Source organism: Nonomuraea guangzhouensis, assembly GCF_019396345.1.
In the GTDB taxonomy this organism is placed as follows: domain Bacteria; phylum Actinomycetota; class Actinomycetes; order Streptosporangiales; family Streptosporangiaceae; genus Nonomuraea; species Nonomuraea guangzhouensis.
This window is the reverse complement of record NZ_JAHKRM010000053.1, coordinates 19,117-41,324: the sequence shown is the minus strand read 5'-3', so window position 1 is coordinate 41,324 and position 22,208 is coordinate 19,117. Positions and strand designations below refer to the sequence as shown.

Genomic DNA, 22,208 nt, shown 5'->3' with positions numbered 1-22,208 from the left:
ACCATGCTCACCGACGAATACGAAGAGCTGCGCAAGACCGTCGAGGCGTTCGCCCGCGACGTGGTGGCGCCGGTGATCGGCGACTTCTACGAGCGGGAGGAGTTCCCGTACGACATCGTGCGCCGGATGGGCGCGATGGGCCTGTTCGGCCTGCCGTTCCCCGAGGAGTACGGCGGCATGGGCGGCGACTACTTCGCGCTCTGCCTGGCCCTGGAGGAGCTGGCCCGCGCCGACTCCAGCGTGGCGATCACGCTGGAGGCCGCGGTGTCGCTCGGCGCCATGCCGATCTACCGATTCGGTACGCCCGAGCAGCGGGCGGCCTGGCTGCCGGCGATGGCGGCGGGCGAGACCCTCGGCGCGTTCGGCCTGACCGAGCCCGGCGGCGGCTCCGACGTGCCCGGCGGCATGCGCACCACGGCCACGCTCGACGGCGCCGAATGGGTGATCAACGGGACCAAGGCCTTCATCACCAACTCGGGCACCGACATCACCGGCGTGGTCGGCGTCGCCGCGCTCACCGGCGAGCGGCAGATCTCCACCATCCTCGTGCCGTCGGGGACGCCCGGCTTCACGGTCTCGAAGAAGTACTCCAAGGTCGGCTGGAACGCCTCCGACACCAGGGAGCTGTCCTTCTCCGACTGCCGCGTCCCCGCCGAGAACCTGCTCGGCGAGCGCGGCCGCGGCTACGCCCAGTTCCTGCAGACGCTCGACGAGGGCCGCATCGCCATCGCCGCCGTCGGCGTCGGCCTGGCCCAGGGCTGCGTGGACGAATGCCTGCGCTACGTCAGGGACCGGCGCGCGTTCGGCCACGCGATCGGCCACTACCAGGCCATCCAGTTCAAGATCGCCGACATGGAGGCCCGCGTCCACACCGCCCGCCTGGCCTACTACCACGCGGCCGAGAAGATGCTGGCCGGCGTGCCGTTCAAGAAGGAGGCGGCGATCGCGAAGCTCGTCTCCTCCAACGCCGCCATGGACAACTCCCGCGACGCGACGCAGATCTTCGGCGGGTACGGGTTCATGAACGAGTTCCCGGTGGGCCGCTTCTACCGCGACGCCAAGATCCTGGAGATCGGCGAGGGCACCAGCGAGGTCCAGCGCATGCTGATCGCCCGCCAGCTCGGCCTGGGCGACCTCTAGTTCGACGTGCCGAGTTTCTCGGCGACCGATCTGGCCACGTCCAGGGCGCCCTTGGTCAGCCGGCCCGCCGGGTCCTCGGTGACGTGCCGCTGGTAGGCGACCTGGATCACCGCGTTGCTGACCCGGACGCCGACGGTCGCGGTGGTCGGTCCCTTGCCCGTGTCGCCGGGCAGTGTGTACAGGGTGGTCCAGGAGGCGTCGCCGATGGGCGGCTCGGCGGGGGTGGAGGTTCTGGCGAGCAGGACGGCCTCCTGACGCTGTCCCAGGAACTGCTCCTGCGCCGCCGCCAGATCCCCCGGGAAGACCTTCACGTACACCTCGAGCCGGTACTGCATGTTGCCCGGCATCCCCGAGCCGGGCGCGAGCGTCGACCACACGCACTCCTCGGCCTTGATCTGCGACTTGTCCGGGAACAGCGTCAGCTTCTTGACCAGGTCCTCGTCGGTGACCGCGCAGGGGTCGACGGTCTTGGTGAACGTGGCGGTCCCGGTCGGCGCTGGCTCGCTCGTGGTGGCCTGCTCGGTGGGTGAAGCCTCGGTGGGTGCGGGCTCGGCCGTGCGCGTGGTCGCGACGGCCACGGGCACGGCCGGCTTGTCCGGCTGCCGGGTGAGCAGGAACAGGACGGTGAACAGCATGAGCACGACCACGGCCGACGCCCCGCTCAGGATCGCGGGCGTCACCCGCAGCCCGGGGCGGGACTGCTGGGTGGGAGCGGTGTGCCGCACAGCCGCGGTCGGGAAGTCCTGCTGCTGGTAGTCGTTCATCGCGCCTTCTGGAGGGTGTCGGCCACCGCGCGGGCGGTCCTGAGAGCGGTGTCCCGGAGCTGCGGGGTCACCTTCGTTCGCTTCGGATGGCTGACCGCCACCTGGATGATCACGTTGCTGATCCGCATCCATATGGTGGTGGTCGAGGTGTGGATGATGCCGGCTTCCTTGTCCTGGGCGGCCGCCTCGTCGCCCGCGCTCACCGTTCTGATGCGCGAGGTCGTCACCGTCTGCTCGCTGCCGGCCTCCCCGTCGCGAGCCTGTACGGCCTTCGTGTAGGCGTGTTCGGCGGCCTTGACCTCGCTGGAGTGCTTGACCTTGAGGTTGATGGAGGTGGTCTCGAAGAGCCCGCCGAGCCCGACCGACCAGTAGCACTCGCTCTCGTCGTAGAGGCGGGGCTGCCGGGAGCGAGAGCCGGGCAGGACACGCTGCGCCTGCTCGTCGGTCAGGAGCGAGCACGCCTTCGGCGGGCGGCCGAACGCGCCGTCCCCCCTGGCCGGGCTGGTCGGGGGCGCCGTACCCGTCGTCGTGCTCGTCGTCGTGCTTGTCGTCGGAGAGGGCGCCGCGGTCGAGGCGGGCTGGGCGATCTGGGTGGCCGGCGTCGTGACGGCGGGGGAGCCCCCGGAGCCGCCGGAGCCATTGAGGAGCACGACCGCCGTGACCGCGATGGCCGTGGCCGCCGCCAGGCCGCCCAGCACGTACGGTGTGCGGCGCCGGCGCGCCCGCACCGGGACGGTGGCGGGCGCGGTCTCGCGCGGCCGGACGGGCAGCGGGACCGCCAGCGACTCCAGGTGCGCCCTGATGCCCTGCGGGTGCGGCCGGACCGCCGGGTTCCGGTCGAGCATCGCCAGGAGCAGGCCGCCGAGCGGGCCCGCGTTGACGGGCGGCGGCGGGGGCATCGTGAGCACGGCCGCGACGATCGCCATCGCCGAGTCGCGCTCGAACGGCGCCCGGCCCTCGGCGGCCAGGTACAGGGTGGCGCCGAGCGACCACAGGTCGGCCATCGGGCCCGACGGCTCGCCGCGCAGGTGCTCGGGCGCGATGTAGCCGGGGGAGCCCGCGACGCCGCCGGAGTGCGCCGCGGCGGCTGCCGTACCCGCGCCGGGGACGTCACCCGTATGTGCGGCGATGCCGAAGTCGGTCAGGACGACCTCGCCGAGATCGGTGATCATCACGTTGCCCGGCTTCACGTCCCGGTGCAGGATGCCGCGGCGGTGAGCGGCCTCCAGGGCGTCGAGCACGCGCAGGCCGATCGTGGCGACGTGGCCGGGCGGCAGCGGGCCGCGTTGCTTGACCAGCTCGCCCAGGGATCTGCCCGCGAGCAGGTCCATGATGATCCAGGGCTGGCCGCCCTCGGAGATCACGTCGTGCACGGTGATGATCGACGGGTGGTTCAGCGCCGCCGCCGCCCTGGCCTCGCGCAGCGTGTCGACCAGGGCCCGCTGCTGGTCCTGGCCGGGCGGCAGCCGTACCTCCTTGACCGCGACCTCGCGGTGCAGCAGCTCGTCACGCGCCCGCCACACCGTGCCCGCGCCGCCCGCGCCGAGCGGGGCGAGCAGCTGGTAGCGTCCGGCGATCACGCGCATGGTCAGGAGGACTTGGCGTCGAGGTTCGCGGCGAGGAACTTGGCGGCCTGCGCGGCCTTGTCCCGCAGGGCGGCGTCCTTGGCCACGTCGTGCACGAAGCGGAACTCACCCACCATGTTGCCGGTGCGGAAGAGCACATGCACCTCGACCTCGTGCTTGTTGTTGAACTTCACCCTGGAGATCTCGTACGCGATGGCCTCCTCGCCCGCGCCGGGGATCTCGAAGACCTCGCCCTGCTTCTCGCCGGTGCCGCCCCTGCCCGCCTTGTCCTCGGCCTCCTTCTTCGCCCCGGCGATGTGCTCCTGCGCGAGCGTGGTCTCGTAGCCGTCGCCCTGCGGCGGGTACAGCCAGAGCGTCAGGAAGACGCTCAGCTGCTTGCCCGCCGGCGGGAAGCCCGCGGTCGCCCACGCACACCTGAAGGTCGGGTCGGTCGACGAGGTGAGGAACGTGCCGACGAGCCGGGTGGCCTGCTCCTTGGTGAGCAACTGACAGGGCCGGGGCATCTTGGAGAACTTCCCGGCCGGCAGTGTGGCCGCGGGGGAGGAACTGGTCGAAGGCGAAGCCGACGCGGTCGGTGCCGCGCTGGTCGGGGCCTTGCTGGGCGCCGGTTTCGTGGTACGCGCCGCCACCGGTGTGCTCCGCGGCGACGGCGTGGCGGAGGACCCCGTGGTGAGGATGAGCGTGACCGCGACGACGAACGCCACGACCACGGCCGCCGCCGAGCCGTACGCGGCCCCGCGCGAGACCACCCACGCGGGCGCGGGCGTCCTGACGGTGGCCGCGTGGCCCGCGACCCGCTCCAGCCCCCGGCGCAGCGCGCGCACGTCGGGCCGGTGTGCGGGGTCCTTGGCCAGCAGGCCGAGCAGGAGCGGGGCGAGCTCGCCCGCGCGCTGCGGCGGCCGGGGAGGCTCGGTCATCACCGCGCCGAGCGTGGCCATCGCCGTGTTGCGCTGGAACGGCTGTACGCCCTCCACCGCCGCGTAGATCGTCGCGCCGAGCGAGAACAGGTCGGACGCCGGCCCCGGCGCGACGCCCTCGGTCAGGCATTCGGGCGCGGTGAAGCCGGCCGTGCCCACCGGTACACCGCCCTGCTGGGCGGCCGCACCCGTCGGAGCGGCGATGCCGAAGTCGGACAGCAGGATGCGGCCGTCATCGGCGAGCAGCACGTTGCCTGGTTTGACGTCGCGGTGGAGCAGGCCGCGCGTGTGCGCGGAGGCCAGCGCCGACAGCACGAACAGGCCGATCGAGGCCGCCCAGGCCGCCGACATCGGCCCGCCGGTCTTGACTGCCTGGTCGAGCGAGCGCCCACGGACCAGCTCCATGACGATCCACGGCTGGCCGCCGTCGTCGATCACGTCGTGGATGCCGACCACCGCCGGGTGCCGGATCCCGGCCGCCGCGCGGGCCTCGTACAACGTACGGTCGCGCAGCGCGGCCTGGTCGGCGGGGGAGAGGTTCGGCGGGATCAGCACCTGCTTCACCGCCACCTCGCGGCCGATCATCGTGTCGTGCGCGCGCCAGACGATGCCCATGCCGCCGCGGCCGAGCTGTTCGAGCAGTTGGTAGCGGCCGCCCACGAGTCGCGGTTGGTTCATTGCCTCACTCCTGGCGGTTCAATGCCTCGGCCAGCCGGCGCGCGGCGTCGCGCGCTCCCTTGCGCAGGGCGGCGTTGTTGCCGATCTTGTTGACGTTGACATAACCGATCTCGACGTTCACGTTGCTGAGCCGGAAGATCACGGTGACGTTCTCGGCGTTGCCCTTGGGGCTGACCAGTTCGTAGCCGAACGCCTCGTCGCCGATGCCGTCGATGTCCTGGACGTTCCTGCGCTGCTGTTTGATCGGCTTGGCGAGGCCGATCTCCGGCCAGGACCACGTGATCTCCGCGTCCTGGCCGCGAAGGTTGCGCAGGTTGACGTAGTGTTCCTCGGCGTCCTCCGGAACCGCGCTCCACTTGTCGCTCCCGGCGGAACCGGTCAGCACCGCTGCGGACAGTCCCGTGCCACGGGTGGTCCACTCGCACGAGTCGCCGTCGCGCCTGCCCTTGCCCACGCCGGGCGCGAGCTTGGCGACCTGGGCGGGGGTGAGCAGGGTGCACAGATTCACGGCGGCGGTGAACTTGGGGGTCTTCTCCGGCTCCGGTTCCCTGGTGGGGGTGGGCGTGGGGGTCGAGGCGGCCGACGTGGTCGGCGCCTGCTGCTTCACGGGCTCCGCCACGGGTTTCGCGGGGGTGTCCGCGGGCCGCAGGGCCACGAACGCGACCGCCGCCACCGCCGCCGCGACGACCGCGCCGCCGACGACGATCGGCAGCCGGTTGGCGCGCCTGGCGATCGGCTGCGTGGCCGCCAGCGCCGGCCCGCCCTCCGCGACCCGCCGCAGCAACTGCTCGGCCGCCTGCGGGACGGGTCGCTGGTACGGCTCGCGGGCCAGCATCAGCATCAGCACCGGCCCGAGGTGCCCGGCGCGCTGGGGCGGCCGGGGCGGCAGGGTCAGGGCGTCACGCAGCACCGACATGGGAGAGGTGCCGACATAGGGAGCCTGGCCCTCCACGGCCGCGTAGAGCGTGGCGGCCAGCGACCACAGGTCCGACTCGGGCCCGCCGCGCTCGCCGCGTAACCGCTCCGGGGCGATGAACCCCGGTGACCCGATCAGCAGCCCCGACTCGGTGATCGTCGCCTGGTCCTCCAGCTTGGCGATGCCGAAGTCGGTCAGCACCACCCGGCCGTCCTCGGTCAGGAACACGTTGGCGGGCTTGACGTCGCGATGTTGAATGCCGTGCGCGTGGGCGACGGACAGCGCCTCCAGCACCCGCAGCCCGAGCGCCGCGGTGCGCTCCGGCGACCACGGACCCTCGGCGGCCACCGCGTCCTTCAGGTCGCGACCCCTGAGCAGCTCCATGACGATCCACGGCCGCCCGTCCTCGGACAGCACGTCGTGAATGGTGATGATGCCCGGGTGCCGCACCTGGGCAGCCGCCATCGCCTCGCGCATGGCCCGCTGGAGCGCCTCGGCCCGCTCGGCCGGCGCAAGAGACTGCGGGAGCAGCACTTCCTTGATGGCGACCTGGCGATCGAGCAGCTCGTCGTGAGCGAGCCAGATCGTGCCCATGCCACCCTGACCGAGCGCCCGTAGCACCCGATAGCGGCCTGCGATTTTGGAATCCCCCAGACCAGGCACGCTGGAGACCATAGTGTTCCGCACTTTCGGTTCGCTATATTTCCGTCCCGTACGCGGTAACAGCAGCCCATTTGTAATGATCGTCGAGTTTAGGGGTGGCCATGATCCAGGGCCCGCAGGCACCGCAGGCGCCACCCGTACCTCCGGCCTCGTACTGGCCGGACGGGGGCGGCGAGCGGCCCGTCACGTCGAAGGCGCCAGGCTGGGCCAAGGCCGTCCTGGCGGGGGCCGCGGCGGTGGCGGTGCTGGGCGGGGGGCTCATCGCGGTACGTAACGTCGGCCAGGAGGCCACTCCTGTCGCGCTGCCGTCACCCTCGTTCGACCTTCCGTCCGACCTGCCCTCCACACTCCCGTCCACGCTGCCTTCCACGCTGCCGTCGTCGCTCCCCTCGTCGTCCGGGCTGCCCTCGTCGGCGCCCTCGTCCGACGCGGCGGAGACGCCCGCGGCCACCTCCACCTTCCCGCCGCTGAAGGCGGTGCCCGAGGTGTGCGACCTGCTGCCCGCGAGCCTGACCACGCGGCTGGCGCCCAAGTCGCAGTCCGAGCCGGGCGTCCAGAAGGACGGGTACGGCGCCCTGCGCAAGGGCTGCGAGTGGACGCCGAAGGCCAAGAACATCAAGAACGGCATTCTTGAGTCGCGGACCATCTTCCTGGCGGTCAACGTCTGGCCCAGCGTCGAGGACGCGCGGGAGGACGCCGACTTCAACTTCGACTCGATGAAGGACATGGCGGGCACCAAGGAGGAGAACCCCGGCCTGAAGTACCTGAGCACGTACGGTGAGATGAAGGACCTCGACGGCATCGGCGACGAGACCCACGCCATGTACACCCAGAACCTCAAGGGCACCACGAACGTCTGGGCGTACATCGTGATGGGCAACACGACGATCAACGTCCGCTACTTCGGCACCGACAACAAGGACGGCCAGATCACCGCCCAGGGCGCGAACACCAAGCCCGTCGCCGAAGACGTGCTCATGAAGGGCGCCCAGGAGGTCGCCGAACAGACTGTCAAGGCGCTGACACGCTGAGGTGATTGGACGGCGGCCACGCCACGACCTAAGGTCGTACGACATGACGTCAGACGATCTCCACATCAGGAGAGCGGAGGAGGCCGACGCGGACGAGTTGTTCGCCTTGGCCAGGGAGTTCGGGCTGACCTTCAGGCCCGAGCGCAAAGCCTTCGACGCGGCGCTGCCGCAGTTGCTGCGCGACGACGACGTCATGCTGATCGCGGCCGTGGTGGGTGGGCGGGTCCAGGGTTACCTGCTGGGGTTCGTGCACCTCACGCTGTTCGCGAACGGGCCCATCGCCTGGGTCGAGGAGGCGATGGTGCAGAGCGGGTCGCGCCGGCAGGGCATCGGCCGGGCGCTGCTGGTGGAGTTCGAGACCTGGGCCCGCTCGAGAGAGGCCGGTTACGTGGCCATGGCGACGCGGCGGGCGCCCGAGTTCTACCACGCGCTGGGCTACGAGGCGTCGGCGACCATGTTCAGGAAGGTCCTGCGCTAGCGGCAGGTCCCGCCGTCGGTTTCTGTCACCGCCGGATGGCATTCTTGGGGCGTGAGCATCCACGCGGTGAGCCCGCTGTTCGTCGGTCGCGCCGCGGAGCTGGGCGCGCTCGACGGGGCCCTGACCGGCGTCCGGACCGGCGCGGCGGCCACCGTGCTGGTCGGCGGCGAGGCGGGAGTCGGCAAGACGCGCCTCATCAGGGAGTTCGCCGATCGGGCGGGCGAGGCGATGGTGCTCGTCGGCGGCTGCCTGGAGCTGGGCACCGAGGGCCTGCCGTTCGCCCCCTTCACCGCGGTGCTGCGTGGCCTGGTGCGCGAGCTCGGCCGCGACGGCGTGGCGGCCCTGGTGCCCGGTGGCACCACGCGCGGGCTGGCCCGGCTGCTGCCCGAGTTCGGCGAGCCCGACGGCGACGGCCCCGAGGCCCGGGCCCGGCTCTTCGAGCAGCTGCTCGGCCTGCTGGAGCGGCTGGCGGAGGACCGGCCGGTCGTCCTGGTCATCGAGGACGCCCACTGGGCCGACCGCTCCACCCGCGACCTGCTCTCGTTCCTGGTCCGCTACCAGCGTTCCGACGTACGGCTGCTGATCGTCGTCACCTACCGCTCCGACGAGCTGCACCGCACCCACCCGCTGCGCCCGCTGCTGGCCGAGCTGGGCCGCGTCCACTGGGTGGCCAGGCTGGAGCTGCGCAGGCTCACCCGCAGGGAGGTCGTGGAGCAGGCGGCGAGCATCCTGGAGCGCGAGCTGTCCGACCTCGACCTGGACCTGGTCTACGCGCGCAGCGAGGGCAACCCGCTGTTCGTGGAGGCGCTGCTCAGTGAGTCCGGCGCCGGCGAGGCGCTGCCGGAGTCGCTGCGCGACCTGCTGCTCGCCAGTGTCGAGCGGCTGCCCGACGACACCCAGGAGCTGCTCCGCGTGGCCAGCGCGGGCGGCCAGCGCATCGAGCACGCCCTGCTGTCCGCCGTCGCCGGGATGGACGACGGGGCCCTGTCCAACGCGCTGCGGCCCGCCGTGGCCGGCAACGTGCTCGTCGTGGACGGCGAAGGCTACTCCTTCAGGCACGCGCTGATCCGCGAGGCGCTCCACGACGACCTGCTGCCGGGCGAGCACACCCGCCTGCACACGCGCTTCGCCGAGGCGCTGGAGCACGACCTGTCGATCCTGCCCGCCCCGCGCGGCGCGATCGAGCTGGCCCACCACTGGCACGCCGCCCACGACACCACCTGGGCGCTGGTCAGCGCCTGGCACGCGGCCGCCGCCGCCCGCCGCTCCACCGCCTACGACGAGCAGCACAGGATGCTGTCCCGGGTGCTGGAGCTGTGGGACCAGGTGCCCGACGCCGCGGAGCGCATCGGCATCGACCGCGTCAACGTGCTCCGGCAGACGGCCACGGTCGCCCACCTGACGGGCGAGTACGAACGCGCGATCGCCCTGGCCGGCGCCGGGCTCGCCGAGATCGACGAGGCGGCCGAGCCCGCCACGGCCGCGAGGCTGCTGCGGCAACGCGGTCTCACCGCCTACGACCTCAGCCGTCCCGGCCACGTCGACGATCTGCGCCGGGCGGCCTCGCTGGTGCCCGACGACCAGCCCGCCCTGCGGGCCCAGGTGCTGGAGACCCTGGCCCGCATGCTCTACGACGGCTGGCAGGAGAAGATCTCCACGGCCCGGCTGGCCATGGAGATCGGCCACGAGGTGGGCGACGCCAACACCGAGGCGCACGCGCTGATCACCCTGACCTGGGCACGCTGCCAGTTCTCCGACGTCGAGGCCAACCTCGGCGGGTTCGCCGAAGCGCGCCGCATCGCGGCCTCGGCCGACGCCTACAACGCGATGCTGCGCGGCGCCATCTCCGAGTCCGACGTGCTGGAGGGCGCCGGCCGGCACGAACGTGCCGCCCAGGTCGCCCGCGACGGCGTCGCCGAGGCCGCACGCTACGGTTTGGCGCGCACCTCGGGCACGTTCCTGTCGATCAACCTGGCCGAGCCCCTGATGTCGCTCGGGCGCTGGGACGAGGCGCTGGAGGTGATCGAGCACGCCCTGGAGCTCACCCCACCGCCGCCCTACCGGGCCAGCCTGCAGGGGATCGCCTCCGACATCGCGCTCGCGCGCGGGCGGATCGATCGGGCCGAGGAGCTGTTCGTGGCCTCGCGCAGCGTGCTGATGCGCGGGCGGTTCCGCGACCAGAACGTGCTGCCGCACGCCTGCAGGGAGGTCGAGCTGCTGCTGGCGCGGGGGCGCCTGGACGAGGCGCGGGAGGCGGCGGCTCGGACACTGCGCGAGCAGGATCTGCTGGCCAGTCCGCGATACGCGTGGCCGGTGCTGGTGACGTTCGCGCGGTTGGGCGGGGAGATCGGGGCGGAGCTGCGGACGGTCGCGGGGTGGCTTGAGGCGGCGGGCGACTACCAGCAGGCTCTGCGACTCACTTACCTGGCTTTGGCGGGCCTGTCCGAGGCTGAGCTGGGGTCCGGCTCGGGCTCGGGGGCTGAGTCCGGCTCGGGCTCAGGTTTTGGCTCAGGTTTTGGCTCAGGTTTTGGCTCGGGCGCTGGGTCCGGCTCGGGTGCTGGCGCGGGGCCCGGTCCTGGGGTCGTCGGCGGATCCGCGGCTGATTCTGCGGCCGATTCTGTGGCCGGGCTCGATGGTGCGCGGGTCAAGGCGTGGGACGCGGCCGTGGAGGCTTGGGCGGGGCTGCGGCAGCCCTACTCCGAGGCTCAGACGCTGGAAGGCGCCGCCCGGGCGGCGCTGGAGGCCGGTGATCGGCAGGGGGCGGGGGTCAGGCTGGCCAGGGCCCGTGAGCTGGCCGAGCAGCTCGGGGCGACGCCGCTGGTCGAGCGGCTGGACGCGGTCGCGCGGCGGGGCCGGGTCGCGGTCGCCGACGAGCCCGCGCCCGACGGGCTGCCGTTGGGGCTGACGGCGCGTGAGCTGGAGGTGCTGCGCTACGTGGCCGAGGGGCGCAGCAACCGGGAGATCGCGGGGGAGCTGTTCATCTCGGTCAAGACCGTGAGCGTGCACGTCTCCAACATCCTGGCCAAACTGGGCGTCGCCTCCCGTGGCGAGGCCTCCGCCGTCGCCCATCGGATCCGGCTCTTCGCCGGGGAGTGATCAGCTCGTCGGTCGTGCGGTCAGCCGGTGAGCTGGGCTTCCAGGCGGTAGCCGTCGACCGTGACGTACACCTGGTCGCCGGCGCGGGCGTTGAGGCGCATGAGGACCGGCTGGAGCGAGTCGAACACCGGCTGGTGCCCCTGCCAGACCAGCACGATGGCGTTGTCTCCCGGGCCCGTGACCGACAGGAGGGTGCCGGGGCGCATGCCGAGCTGCGTGGCGTACCCCTCGGGCACCGGGACCGGGCCGCCCCGGAGGTGCTCGTTGGTGACCTCGATGCGCTGCCAGCGGCGCGGGTCCGACGAAGGGCCCGGCAGCGGGGGCGGCGGGGTGGCGGGAGTGCCCGCGAGCGTGCCCGGCAGCATGGCGGACCGCCCGCCCGAGAGGGCGGACAGCGTGGCGAGGGCCGCCGAGGGGTCAATGGACTTGCTCTCGGCCGCGGGGATGGGCTGGCCGCCTCTGTGGTGGTGGCCGTTGGCTCCGGGAGTACGGCGGGGGAGCGGCTGGGCCGGTGACGGGGCGGAGGCGACGGGGTCCTCTGACGTCTCCGGCAGCGCGTCGTACCAGGCCTTGGCCGAGTGCGCGCGGATGCCCAGCTCGCTGAGCAGTTCCACGACGTCGGCGTCGGCGGGCTGACCGGCCAGCAGCTGCCTGGTACGGGCCTGCAGACCGTGCAGGTCGCCGACCACCAGCCAGCCGTCCTGGAGGCGACGGTCGGGCATCAGCGTCACGAGCACCCGCCAGAGCGGCGTACGCAGCGACGGCACCATCACCGGGTGGGCCGGGTCGGCGCCGATGAGCTGGTCCTGGGTGGCGGCCGCGCCGAGCCACTCCGTCAGCCGGAACATGTGCCCGGTGACCGGCGCCGACTCCGACGAGCGCAGCCAGTGCAGCACGCGTTCCTCGGCCGTCCGCTGTGCCTGGGAGAGAAGGTCCCGGTCGACGAGCATCTTGTGGGCGAGCGTACGCAGGCTGACGGGGTCTTCGGCGAACAGGCGGTGTACGGCCACCGCGAGGGCCAGCTTGTCCAGGCTGCGGAACAGGCTGTCGACGACCCTGACCATGGCGTGGTCGGTCTCGGAGGGGGCGGGCGTCGCCGGTGTGGCGTTGCCGGCCGGTGCAGGGGCGCCGTACGCGGTGCCGTTGCCCGGAGCGCCTGCCGCCGGGGCGGGGTCCGCGTTCGGCGTGCGGGGTGTTTTGCCCAGGTCGCCGGGGAAGCCGCCCGTGGTGGGTGAGCCGTTGCCGGTGGGCGTTCCGGTGCCCGCGAGTGGCCCGACCGCGGGGAACTGCCCGGTGCCTGTGACAGATCCGGGGGCGAACAGCCCGGCGGCCGGGAGTGGCCCGGTTTGGGGCTTCCCACCGCCTTCGGCGCCCGGGAGAGGACCCTGCTGGGTCGTTCCGGTTCCGTCGGGACGGTCGGCGGCGGGCCCGGTGTGCGGGCCGTCGGGGGCGATCGGGCTGCCTGGGGTGAGCGGGCTGCCTGGCGTGGCCGGACTGCCTGGCGTGGCCGGAGCGCCGGGGGTGAGCGGGCTGCCGAGGGGCGGCGTGCCGGCCTGAGAGCCGGCGGCGGGGTGCGGCCCGGCGGTGGAGTGCGGACCGGTGTGCGGTCCGGCGGTGGGATGCGGACCGGTGTGCGGGCCGGTAGCAGCGTGCGGGCCGCCGGTGGTGGGGTGGGGGCCGGTCCGATCGGGGCTCGCGTTGCCTGGGGCGTTGGCGCTTGGGACTCCGGGGCCGGGGAGGCCGGTGCCCGGGAAGCCGCCGCCCTGCTGGCCGGCGCCGGGAGGATTGGTGCCGGGAGAGCTCGCGTCCTGGCGGGCCGCCTGGGGGCCGGACTGGGGCTGCGGAGCGGCCAGCGGCTGCGCGCCGGTCCTGGGCGAGCCGTCCTTGTTGAGCGCCGGGAACGAGCCGGTCTGCGGCGGTCCGCCCGAAGCGGGGAACGAGCCGGTCTGAGCAGGTCCGCCCGGTACAGGGAACGAGCCGGTCTGGCGGGCGGCCCCGCTCTGAGCGGCGAAGGAGCCTGTCTGGGGTCCACCTTGATCGGCGAAGGGACCCGTCTGGGCGGCGGCCTGGCCGGGGAAGGAGCCGGTCTGGCGTTGAGCGGTGCCGTTCTCGTGGGCCACGGGCTGCGGGCCGGTGTGTGCCGGGCCCTGGACCGGGCCTCCGTCGCGCTGGCCGGGGACCGTGCCGCGCTGGAGCGGGCGGGTCACCTCTGGGTGACCCTGCGCCGGGTGGACCGGCTGCTGGCCCTGTCTCGGGTGAGCGCCGGGCCGGGCCTGTGCCGGGCCGGGCTGCTGGGCGGGCTGGCCGGGTTCGCGTTGGATCGGGATGCGGCTGAGCACCTCGCGGAACACCGAGCCGATCACCACTTCAGGCGTGGCCGACGGGGTGCCCAGGTCGCCGGGCGAGAGGCGGCGCAGTCGCTGCCAGCCCCCCAGGCCGGTGATCGCCGTCCGGGTGGCCTCCGGCCAGCCGGGCAGCGCCGGGTCGATGTGGTGCACGGTCAGCGCGGGCAGCAGGTCGGCGAGGGCCATGTGGTCCCAGCGGGACGAGGCCAGCAACGCGAGCCGGTCGCAGATCCAGTCGAGTCCGGCCGTACTCAGAGCCCTCGACAGGGCGACGGACGACCACCACCCGGCGGGCAGGCGCGGGTCGCCCAGCGCCTCCGCGACTTGCTGGGGACGGCTCCAGCGCAAGGCAGGGACCAGGTCGCTCAGGCAGATCGATGACTCGACTTCCATCGGCGGACCTTATCCTCCCCAGTGAGCCGCGTGTTGCTACTCAATACGCATGTGGTTAATGGTGCAGCCTACGCGGCAAGCTATCAATCGGTGTGAATAGGGTAAAGAAGGTTCAGCTCCAAACCGTACCGTGGCCGACCGCCCACCAGGGCCACACACTCGGCTCCGGCCCGGCATCCGGCGTCCAAAGACTGCCCTTCACCGGCACCCTTCAATCTTGCTGTGAGATATCCCGCAGCGAACGCGTCGCCCGCTCCTGTCGAGTCCACGACGTCCGCTGGAACCCCAGCTGTCACGGCCGTCACCGTGCCGTCCGAAGCTACCAGAGCGCCCTGGGGTCCCAGCTTGACGATCGCGGTGCCGTACCTCTCACTGAGCAGTTCGGCGGCGCGCTCAAGGGTCGGCGCTCCGGTGAGCAGGAGGGCTTCGTCCCGGTTGGGGATGATGAGGTCGGCGGGGGCGGATTCGCGGAGGAAGCGGGCGATGCCGAACTCGCGCAGGAAGCCGGTCGAAGCGGGATCCATGCTGACGGCCACCCCGGCGGCGCGGGCCTCGGCCATGGCGAGCCTGGCCAGCCGCAGCCCCGGCTCGGCGAAGAGCGTGTAGCCGGACAGGTGCAGGCGGCCCACCCCGTCGAGCAGGGAGCCGTCCCAGTCCTCGGCGGAGATCCGGCCGCCCGCGCCCCGGTTGGTGAGGAACGAGCGTTCGCCGGTCCGGTCCACCATCGCGATCACGATCGCCGTCGGATGGTCGGGGTCGACGCGTACGTGCGGGCGCACCCCGATCTTGATCAGCTCGCTGGTGTGCCACTCACTGCTGTCGTAGCCGAGCCTGGCCAGCAGCCGTACGTCGGCGCCCAGGTGGGCGGCCCAGGAGGCGGTGTTCGCGCCCGAGCCGCCGGGACGGAGCACGATGTCGGCGGCCGTGTCGGTGCCCGACATGACCGGCGTGTCGTGCAGGGCCACCACATCGGTGACGACGTCGCCGATGACCAGGAGGCCGGTGCCGGTCACGCTCGTGACCAGGAGAGCGCAATCTGGGCCGCGAGGGTGACGTTGCCGCGGACCGCGGCCAGGTTCGCCTCCAGGGAGGCGCCGCCGGTGCCGTCCACCAGATAGCCGAGGAGGAACGGGGTGATCTTCTGCCCGGTCACGCCCTCGCGGTCGGCGGCGGCCAGCGCCTCGCCCAGCACGCGGTCGTGCAGGGCCGGGTCGAGCTGCTGGTCCACCGGGATGGGGTTGGCGACGATCAGCGCGCTCTCCTGGCCGCCGAACGCGTCCTGGCCGCGCATGATGGCCGCGGCCTCGTCGGCCGACTCGATCCGCCAGTCGATCGGCTCGCCGGAGGAGTGCAGGTAGAAGCCGGGGAAGGTATCCGTACGGTATCCCGCCACGGTCACGCCGCGGGTCTCCAGGCGCTGGAGGGTCGCGGGCACGTCCAGGATCGACTTGACCCCGGCGCACACGATGGTGATCCGGGTACGCGCGAGCGTGTCGAGGTCGGCCGACTCGTCCTGTTCCTGGATCCAGCCCCGGTGCACGCCGCCGAGCCCGCCGGTGGCGAAGATCCGGATGCCCGCGCGGGCCGCCAGGAACGAGGTGGCCGAGACGGTCGTCGCACCGCTCGCCTTCAGCGCCGCCGCCACCGGCAGGTCGCGCTGGCTCAGCTTGCGCAGGTCCGACTCGGTCGCGATGCGTTCGAGCTCGACGTCGTTCAGGCCCACGTGGGCGACGCCGTCGAGCACCGCGATCGTGGCCGGCACGGCACCCGCCGCCCTGACGATGTCCTCCAGCTCCCGGGCGACCTCCAGGTTGCGCGGCTGCGGCAGGCCGTGCGAGATGATCGTGGACTCCAGGGCCATGACGGGAGCGCCGGTGGCGAGGGCTTCGGCGACCTCGTCGGACGGCCGGAGGATGGGGTCGGCGGCGCGGTGCATGCGGGCTTCGTGCTCCTTCGTAGGGCGGCTAAGTGGAACGCTCTACTTTACGAAGTTTGTTCAGATTAAGCACGTCCATCGATGATCACACGAGGAGCATGACACCCGCGAGCGAGACGGCCCCGACCAGGCCGGTGGCAATGGCGCCGAGCAGCAGTGCGCGTCCGCCCTTGACCAGTATGCGGGCGTCGATCCCCGTACCGAGGCCGAACAGGGCGGCGGCCATGAGGATGTTCGTGACCTGGGGGATCGCGGTGGTCACGGCGCCGGGGACCAGGCCGGTGCTACGCAGCGCCACCATCGCCAGGAAACCGGCCACGAACAGCGGGATGATCGGCGGCTGCTTGGGCCGGCCGGGGGCATCGGGTCCGGTGTGGCGGCGGCGGTAGGAGGTCAGGGCGACGATCGGGGCGAGCAGGATGACGCGCCCCAGCTTGACGGTGACGGCGGTGACCAGCACACCCGAGGCGGCCCCGATCGCGGCCACCTGGGCCACCTCGTGCACGGCGGCCCCGGCCCACACGCCCAGCTGCGTCGGTGACAGCCCGAGCCAGGACGCAGCCAGCGGTACGAGGGCGATGGCGGTGGTGCCGTACAGGACGACCACGCTGAGCGCGCTGGCCGCGTCATCGTCGGAGGAGTCGTCGGTGCTCTCGCGCATGGCCGCGATCGCGGCGGCGCCGCAGATCGAGACGCCGGTGGCGACCAGCAGTGACGTGCCCGGCGTGAGACCGAGGCGGCGGCCGATCAGCGGGGTCAGCGTGAACGTGACGCCGGTCGCCAGCACCACGACGGCCACCGTCCGCCAGCCCAGCGCCAGCACCTGCGGCACCGCGATCTGCAGGCCGAGCAGCACGATCGCGGTACGCAGCACCCGCTTCGCGACGAACCGCAGACCGGGCTTGAGCCGCTCGCCGACGCCCACCAGGTTCGCCAGCGCCGCGCCCGACACGACGGCGACGACCGCAGGGCTGAGCACGGGCACGAAGTGGTTCACGACCAGCGCGAACACCACCGCCAGCGCCGCCGCGCCGATGCCAGGTAGCCGACCGTCAAGCTGACGGCCGCTGTCGGGACGATCGTGCGGCAAGCGGGCGGTGAGGGTCATGATCCCAGTGTTCTGAGTGCCGCGAGGGCTCGGTAGCCATCCGTTGCCTGGTAGGTCATAGCCTGTGGCTATGAGTACGCTGCCGGATCTCGACTCGCTGAAGCTTCTGGTCGACGTGGGCGAGCTGGGCAGCCTGGGGCAGGCGGCCAAGGTCGCGGGCATCGCCCAGCCGTCGGCCAGCAAGCGGATCGCGCACCTGGAGCGCCGTCTGGGCCTGCCGCTGCTGGAGCGTACGCCGCGCGGGTCGACGCTGACCGCCGAGGGCAAGATGGTGGCGGGCTGGGCCGCGCAGGTGCTCGCCGCCGCCCAGGAGCTGATGCGCGCCGCCCAGGCGGTACGGCACAGCGGGGCGGCCCATCTGCGGGTGGCGGCGAGCATGACGGTGGCGGAATACCTGGTGCCGCGCTGGCTGGGCGAGTTGCAGAACCGGGAGCCGGGCGTCCAGGTCGGCCTCGACGTGGTGAACTCCGCCGACGTCGCCGCCCGGGTGCTGGCCGGGGAGGTGGAGCTGGGCTTCGTCGAGGGGCCGAGCGTGCCCGAGGGACTGGCCAGCCGCGTGGTGGGCACCGACCGGCTGGTGGTCGTGGTGGCGCCGGGGCATGCCTGGGCGCGCCGCCGTACCGCGCTCAAAGGGGCGGAGCTGGCCGCCACGCCGCTCGTCGTGCGCGAGCCCGGGTCGGGCACGCGGGAGACGCTGGACGTGGCGTTCAAGAGCCTGCACCGCGCCAGCCCGCGGCTGGAGCTGGGCTCGAACTCGGCCGTCAAGGGCGCCGCCCAGGCCGGGTCGGCGCCCGCGGTGCTCAGCGGATACGCCGTGGAGGCGGAGGTGGCCACGGGACGGCTGGTCGAGGTGCCGCTCGCGGGCCTGAACCTGGTCAGGAACCTGCGCGCGGTGTGGCGCCGCGGCCGCTCACTCGCCGCCCCGGCCGCGACCCTCTTGGCGATCGCCAGCCGCCCATGAGCCGTTTTGCCGTTACGGCACGAGAGCTTGTCAATCCATCGGACACCGGCCGATGCTGTCCGGTCCCGACAGGAAAGGCACCCTTTCGATGCATGTCTTCGTCACCGGCGCGAGCGGCTACATCGGCGGCACCGTCGCCGCCCACCTCCTTCAGGCCGGCCACCTCGTCACCGGCCTGATCCGCGACCGGGCCAGAGCCGAGGAGCTCGCCCGGCTGGGCATCCGGCCGGTGGTGGGCACCCTGGACGACACGGCTGTGCTCGCCGAGCAGGCCCACCGTGCCGACGCCGTCGTCAACGCGGCCAGCAGCGACCATCGCGGCGCCGTCGAAACGCTCATCGCCGCTCTGGCCGGGTCCGGCAAGCCGCTGATCCACACCAGTGGTTCCAGCATCGTGGCCATCGGCACCCAAGGGGAGGCGTCCGAAGAGATCTTCGGCGAGGACGTTCTCGATGCGGGCTCCGCCTGGGAGCCCGACCATCCCATCCGCAAGGCACGCGTCGCCATCGACCGATTGGTCCTGGGCGCCGCGGAGAAGGGCGTGCGCTCCGCGGTCCTCTGCAACAGCCTGATCTACGGGCCCGGACGGGGCCTGGGCCGCGACAGCGTCCTGATCGCGGCACTGGTGCGTCAGGCACGTTCCGGCGGGGTGGTCCGCCACGTCGGGACCGGCCGCAACATCTGGTCCAACGTCCACGTCGACGACGTGGCCGAGTTGTATCTGCTCGTCCTGGAGAAGTCGCCCCCCGGCACCTTCTATTTCGTCGAGAACGGTGAGGAGTCCTTCGCCGCGATGACCGGCGCCATCGCCCGCTCCCTCGGCCTGCCCGGCCCACAGCCCTGGGACCCCGGCTCGCCGGACAACGTCTGGGATCCCCAGTTCGCCGGCCATGCCCTGGGCTCCAACAGCCGCGTGCGCACCACCCGTACGCGCGATCTTCTCGGCTGGAGCCCGCGGCACCGCTCCGTCACCGACTGGATCACCGGCACCGACCTGGTAGTAAGGCACGAGACGAAGCACCCGAAAAGAGAGACGCGCTCATGACGAGTCAGTTCACCGACGCGAGGATCGCGGTGACCGGTGTCACCGGCAACCTCGGCGGGCGCGTCGCACGGCGGCTCGCCGCCGCCGGCACCCCGCAGACCATGGTGGTCCGCGACCTGGATCGGGCCCCGCGGCTGCCCGGGGCCACCGCTGTCCGTGGCGGGTTCGGCGAGCGTGAGGCCATCCTGCGGGCCCTGGACGGCGTCGACCGGGTCCTGATGGTGTCGGCCTCGGAAACGCCCGACCGCCTCCAGCAGCACCGCACCTTCGTCGACGCCGCCGCCGAGGCCGGCGTCGCCCACCTGGTGTACATCTCGTTCTACGGCGCCGCCCCCGATGCCACGTTCACCCTCGCCCGTGACCACTGGGCCACCGAACAGCACATCCGCGCCAGCGGCCTGGCCTTCACCTTCCTGCGCGACAACCTCTACGCCGACTTCCTGCCGGCCATGGTCGGTGACGACGACGTCGTACGGGGCCCCGCCGGACAGGGGCGAGCCGCGGTCGTCGCGCAGGACGACATCGCCGACGCCGCCACCGCCGTACTGCTCCATGCTCCCGAACACGCCGGCGCCACCTACGACCTGACCGGCCCGCAATCCCTCACCTTGGCCGAAGTCGCCGCGATCCTGTCGCGGGCCACCGGCCGCGACATCACCTACCATCCCGAGACGGTGGAGGAGGCCTACCGATCCCGCGCCTCCTACGGCGCCCCTGACTGGCAGGTCGACGCCTGGGTCTCCACCTATACCGCCATAGCCGGGGGCGAACTCGACGGGGTCAGCGACGCCATTCCCCGGCTGACCGGCCGGCCCGCCACCCCGCTGGCCGATGTCGTCCGCGCTTCTTAGGCGATAGGCGGTCTCCTCCAGGACGGCGGCCCCGATGCCGTCGGCCTCGACCTTGCCGCCGACGGACCTCGACGTTCACACGAACACAGGCTGTGTGGTCGTTCGCCATGCCTCGGCACCTTACGGCGGCGATCACTAGGTATGGTGCGGATATGGGGTCCTATGACGTCGTTGTCGCGGGTGGCGGGCACAACGGGCTGGTGGCGGCCGCCTACCTGGCGCGGGCCGGGCGGCGGGTGCTGGTGCTGGAGCGGCTCGGGTACGTGGGCGGCCTGGCGATCTCCGCGCGGCCCTTTCCGGGCGTGGACGTACGGCTGTCGCGCTACTCCTACCTGGTCAGCCTCCTGCCCACCGAGATCGTCCGCGACCTGGGGCTCCGCCTCGACCTACGCCGTCGGCGCTACTCCTCCTACACGCCCCACGGCGACACCGGCCTGCTCGTGGACGACGGCGACGAAGGCGCCACCGCCGCCTCGTTCAGGGCCGTCACCGGAGGCGACGCCGACCGCCGGGCGTGGGAGGAGTTCTACGGACTGACCGCCAAGGTGGCCCGGGTCCTGGCGCCCACGCTGCTCGAACCCCTGCGTACCCCCGCCGAGATCGAACGCCTGGTGGGCGCCGAGGCGTGGCGGGACCTGTTCCAGCGGCCGATCGGGCAGGTCGTGGACGAGCGGTTCGGCGACGACACCGTGCGTGGCGTGGTGCTGACCGACGCGTTGATCGGCACGTTCGCCGATCCCGCCACGGACCTGCTGGCCAACCGGTGCTTCCTCTACCACGTGATCGGCGACGGGACAGGCGACTGGAACGTGCCGGTCGGCGGGATGGGCGCGGTGTCCGGGGCGCTCGAAACGGCCGCCAGGCAGGCGGGGGCCGAGATCAGGACCGGGGCGGAGATCATCGGGATCTCGCCGTCGGGTGAGGTGGCGTTCCGCACGGACGACGGCGAGCACACGGTCACGGGGCGGCACGTGCTGGTCAACCTGCCGCCGGCCGTGCTCGACCGGCTGCTCGGCGCGACGCCGGAGGTGCCCGAGGGTGCCCAGCTGAAGGTCAACATGGTGCTGAGCAGGCTGCCGCAGCTCAAGGACGCCTCGGTGGACCCGCGAGCGGCCTTCAGCGGTACGTTCCACATCAACGAGAGCCGCGACCAATTGGCCATGGCCCACGCGCAGGCGGCCCGGGGCCAGATCCCCGATCTGCCGCCCGCCGAGGTCTACTGCCACTCGCTGACCGACCCGTCGATCCTCGGCCCCGAGCTGCGGGGGCGGGCGGAGACGCTGACGTTGTTCGGGCTGCACATGCCCGCCCGCCTGTTCCGGGAGAATCCAGACAAGGCGAGGGCTGAGGCGCTCAAGGCCACCCTGGCGTCCATCGACAGCGTGCTGGCCGAGCCCATCGAGGGCTGCCTCCTGCGCGCCCCTGACGGCACGCCCTGCATCGAGGCCAAGTCGCCGGTCGACCTGGAGAACGAGGCGGGCCTGCCCGGCGGGCACATCTTCCACCGGGACCTGAGCTGGCCGTACGCGGAGGAAGGCGGCTGGGGAGTGGAGACGGCGCACGAGCGGATCCTGCTGTGCGGCGCCGGCGCCCGGAGGGGCGGCGGCGTCAGCGGCATCGGCGGCCACAACGCGGCGATGGCCCTACTGACCTGAAGGCTCGTGGTCCGCGACCAATCGGACGGCCACGGTCATGGCCGCGGAGGCCAGCTCGGCCGGCGGCAGGTCCATGCCGAACACCTCCGGCACCGAGCCCAGGATCAGCGCGAACACCGCCAGCCGCGCCTCGAACTGCACGACCACGTCGCCCCCCGGCCGGCTCAGCGCCGACAGCAACGAGATGATGCGCTCCTGCATCCGGTCGCCCACCGACGTCTCGGCGAACGCCCCCTGGTTCATCTGGGCGAAGCGCATCAGCGGCCGCCACTTGTCCTCCAGCAGCCCGGCGATCCGCCGCAGGATCTCCTGCCGGGCCTCGAACGTGTCCGGTTGCGCCCGCGCCCACTCCCCGAGCTCGTCGAGCGAGGAGATGAACCCGTCGGCGATGCTGGTGAGGATCTCCTCCTTCGTCCGGAAGTGGTAGTAGAGCGCCGGCCTGGTGATCTCCAGCCGCTCCGCCACCTCCTGCAACGTGGTCTTGTCGTAGCCCCGCTCGGCGAACAGCTCCATCGCGACCCGCTGGATCCGCTCACGTGTGTCGGTCCGCCGCCCAGCCATCCCGCTCCCGTCCACTTGACGTCAAGCCCCCGCATTGCTTACTTTCGCGTAAGTAAGCAATGCGAATCCGGCTTTGTAGGGAGC

At 72.4% G+C, this 22,208-nt stretch carries 17 protein-coding genes; 8 read left to right on the top strand and 9 right to left on the bottom strand.

Annotation, left to right across the window (positions count from 1 at the left end):
• Window positions 1-3 precede the first annotated feature (3 nt).
• Window positions 4-1,140: an acyl-CoA dehydrogenase family protein gene (locus KME78_RS59055; RefSeq protein ID WP_219539049.1), complete on the top strand. Its 1,137-nt coding sequence runs from the start codon at window positions 4-6 to the stop codon at window positions 1,138-1,140.
• On the opposite strand, the gene KME78_RS59050 is transcribed toward KME78_RS59055, so the two are convergent.
• The 4 genes from KME78_RS59050 to KME78_RS59035 are packed head-to-tail and all read right to left on the bottom strand — an operon-like array spanning window position 1,137 to window position 6,676.
• Window positions 1,137-1,904, bottom strand: coding sequence for a hypothetical protein (locus KME78_RS59050; RefSeq protein ID WP_219539048.1), 768 nt, complete (start codon window positions 1,902-1,904; stop codon window positions 1,137-1,139). The genes KME78_RS59055 and KME78_RS59050 overlap by 4 nt on opposite strands.
• Window positions 1,901-3,490: a serine/threonine-protein kinase gene (locus tag KME78_RS59045; RefSeq protein WP_219539047.1), complete on the bottom strand. Its 1,590-nt coding sequence runs from the start codon at window positions 3,488-3,490 to the stop codon at window positions 1,901-1,903. Before KME78_RS59045 ends, KME78_RS59050 begins: the two co-directional genes overlap by 4 nt.
• A gap of 2 nt (window positions 3,491-3,492) precedes the next feature.
• Window positions 3,493-5,085 (bottom strand): serine/threonine-protein kinase, encoded by a 1,593-nt coding sequence (locus tag KME78_RS59040; protein WP_219539046.1) that lies wholly within the window; start codon window positions 5,083-5,085, stop codon window positions 3,493-3,495.
• A gap of 4 nt (window positions 5,086-5,089) precedes the next feature.
• Window positions 5,090-6,676, bottom strand: a complete 1,587-nt coding sequence (locus tag KME78_RS59035) for a serine/threonine-protein kinase (RefSeq protein ID WP_281429199.1) — start codon at window positions 6,674-6,676, stop codon at window positions 5,090-5,092.
• Window positions 6,677-6,765: 89 nt separating this feature from the next.
• On the opposite strand from KME78_RS59035, the gene KME78_RS59030 reads away from it, so the two are divergent.
• Genes KME78_RS59030 through KME78_RS59020 form a run of 3 tightly spaced genes read left to right on the top strand, consistent with a single transcriptional unit; the run spans window position 6,766 to window position 11,269 of the window.
• Window positions 6,766-7,695: a hypothetical protein gene (locus KME78_RS59030; protein WP_219539042.1), complete on the top strand. Its 930-nt coding sequence runs from the start codon at window positions 6,766-6,768 to the stop codon at window positions 7,693-7,695.
• 43 nt (window positions 7,696-7,738) lie between these two features.
• Window positions 7,739-8,173 carry a GNAT family N-acetyltransferase gene (locus tag KME78_RS59025; RefSeq protein ID WP_219539041.1) on the top strand — a complete coding sequence of 145 codons (435 nt, stop codon included), beginning with the start codon at window positions 7,739-7,741 and terminating at the stop codon, window positions 8,171-8,173.
• A gap of 51 nt (window positions 8,174-8,224) precedes the next feature.
• A complete protein-coding gene (locus tag KME78_RS59020) occupies window positions 8,225-11,269 on the top strand; it encodes a helix-turn-helix transcriptional regulator (protein ID WP_219539040.1) in 3,045 nt (1,014 codons plus the stop codon).
• A gap of 20 nt (window positions 11,270-11,289) precedes the next feature.
• On the opposite strand, the gene KME78_RS59015 is transcribed toward KME78_RS59020, so the two are convergent.
• The 4 genes from KME78_RS59015 to KME78_RS59000 form a co-directional block, all read right to left on the bottom strand.
• Window positions 11,290-14,007 (bottom strand): hypothetical protein, encoded by a 2,718-nt coding sequence (locus KME78_RS59015; RefSeq protein ID WP_219539038.1) that lies wholly within the window; start codon window positions 14,005-14,007, stop codon window positions 11,290-11,292.
• An 83-nt stretch (window positions 14,008-14,090) separates the two neighbouring features.
• On the bottom strand, window positions 14,091-15,020 hold the full coding sequence (locus KME78_RS59010; RefSeq protein ID WP_219539036.1) for a carbohydrate kinase family protein: 930 nt from the start codon (window positions 15,018-15,020) through the stop codon (window positions 14,091-14,093).
• Window positions 15,017-15,943, bottom strand: coding sequence for a pseudouridine-5'-phosphate glycosidase (locus KME78_RS59005; RefSeq protein ID WP_219539034.1), 927 nt, complete (start codon window positions 15,941-15,943; stop codon window positions 15,017-15,019). The genes KME78_RS59010 and KME78_RS59005 overlap by 4 nt, the downstream gene beginning before the upstream one ends.
• 85 nt (window positions 15,944-16,028) lie before the next feature.
• Window positions 16,029-17,051: a YeiH family protein gene (locus KME78_RS59000; protein ID WP_219539032.1), complete on the bottom strand. Its 1,023-nt coding sequence runs from the start codon at window positions 17,049-17,051 to the stop codon at window positions 16,029-16,031.
• A gap of 70 nt (window positions 17,052-17,121) precedes the next feature.
• On the opposite strand from KME78_RS59000, the gene KME78_RS58995 reads away from it, so the two are divergent.
• From KME78_RS58995 to KME78_RS58980, 4 genes are all read left to right on the top strand, one after another.
• Window positions 17,122-18,012 (top strand): LysR family transcriptional regulator, encoded by an 891-nt coding sequence (locus KME78_RS58995; RefSeq protein WP_219539029.1) that lies wholly within the window; start codon window positions 17,122-17,124, stop codon window positions 18,010-18,012.
• A gap of 88 nt (window positions 18,013-18,100) precedes the next feature.
• Window positions 18,101-19,057: an NAD-dependent epimerase/dehydratase family protein gene (locus KME78_RS58990; RefSeq protein ID WP_219539028.1), complete on the top strand. Its 957-nt coding sequence runs from the start codon at window positions 18,101-18,103 to the stop codon at window positions 19,055-19,057.
• Complete coding sequence (locus tag KME78_RS58985; protein ID WP_219539024.1) at window positions 19,054-19,908, top strand: SDR family oxidoreductase; 855 nt, start codon at window positions 19,054-19,056, stop codon at window positions 19,906-19,908. The genes KME78_RS58990 and KME78_RS58985 overlap by 4 nt, the downstream gene beginning before the upstream one ends.
• Window positions 19,909-20,060: 152 nt before the next feature.
• On the top strand, window positions 20,061-21,563 hold the full coding sequence (locus tag KME78_RS58980) for a phytoene desaturase family protein (RefSeq protein WP_219539022.1): 1,503 nt from the start codon (window positions 20,061-20,063) through the stop codon (window positions 21,561-21,563).
• On the opposite strand, the gene KME78_RS58975 is transcribed toward KME78_RS58980, so the two are convergent.
• A complete protein-coding gene (locus KME78_RS58975) occupies window positions 21,552-22,124 on the bottom strand; it encodes a TetR/AcrR family transcriptional regulator (RefSeq protein WP_219539020.1) in 573 nt (190 codons plus the stop codon). The two genes, KME78_RS58980 and KME78_RS58975, sit on opposite strands and share 12 nt — an antisense overlap.
• Between the last annotated feature and the right edge of the window lie 84 nt (window positions 22,125-22,208).

Coding starts and splice junctions, on each gene's coding strand:
- KME78_RS59055 (WP_219539049.1), top strand. CDS start 4: ATGCTCACCGACGAATACGAAGAGCTGCGCAAGACCGTCGAGGCGTTC.
- KME78_RS59050 (WP_219539048.1), bottom strand. CDS start 1,904: ATGAACGACTACCAGCAGCAGGACTTCCCGACCGCGGCTGTGCGGCAC.
- KME78_RS59045 (WP_219539047.1), bottom strand. CDS start 3,490: ATGCGCGTGATCGCCGGACGCTACCAGCTGCTCGCCCCGCTCGGCGCG.
- KME78_RS59040 (WP_219539046.1), bottom strand. CDS start 5,085: ATGAACCAACCGCGACTCGTGGGCGGCCGCTACCAACTGCTCGAACAG.
- KME78_RS59035 (WP_281429199.1), bottom strand. CDS start 6,676: ATGGTCTCCAGCGTGCCTGGTCTGGGGGATTCCAAAATCGCAGGCCGC.
- KME78_RS59030 (WP_219539042.1), top strand. CDS start 6,766: ATGATCCAGGGCCCGCAGGCACCGCAGGCGCCACCCGTACCTCCGGCC.
- KME78_RS59025 (WP_219539041.1), top strand. CDS start 7,739: ATGACGTCAGACGATCTCCACATCAGGAGAGCGGAGGAGGCCGACGCG.
- KME78_RS59015 (WP_219539038.1), bottom strand. CDS start 14,007: ATGGAAGTCGAGTCATCGATCTGCCTGAGCGACCTGGTCCCTGCCTTG.
- KME78_RS59005 (WP_219539034.1), bottom strand. CDS start 15,943: ATGCACCGCGCCGCCGACCCCATCCTCCGGCCGTCCGACGAGGTCGCC.
- KME78_RS59000 (WP_219539032.1), bottom strand. CDS start 17,051: ATGACCCTCACCGCCCGCTTGCCGCACGATCGTCCCGACAGCGGCCGT.
- KME78_RS58995 (WP_219539029.1), top strand. CDS start 17,122: ATGAGTACGCTGCCGGATCTCGACTCGCTGAAGCTTCTGGTCGACGTG.
- KME78_RS58990 (WP_219539028.1), top strand. CDS start 18,101: ATGCATGTCTTCGTCACCGGCGCGAGCGGCTACATCGGCGGCACCGTC.
- KME78_RS58985 (WP_219539024.1), top strand. CDS start 19,054: ATGACGAGTCAGTTCACCGACGCGAGGATCGCGGTGACCGGTGTCACC.
- KME78_RS58980 (WP_219539022.1), top strand. CDS start 20,061: ATGGGGTCCTATGACGTCGTTGTCGCGGGTGGCGGGCACAACGGGCTG.
- KME78_RS58975 (WP_219539020.1), bottom strand. CDS start 22,124: ATGGCTGGGCGGCGGACCGACACACGTGAGCGGATCCAGCGGGTCGCG.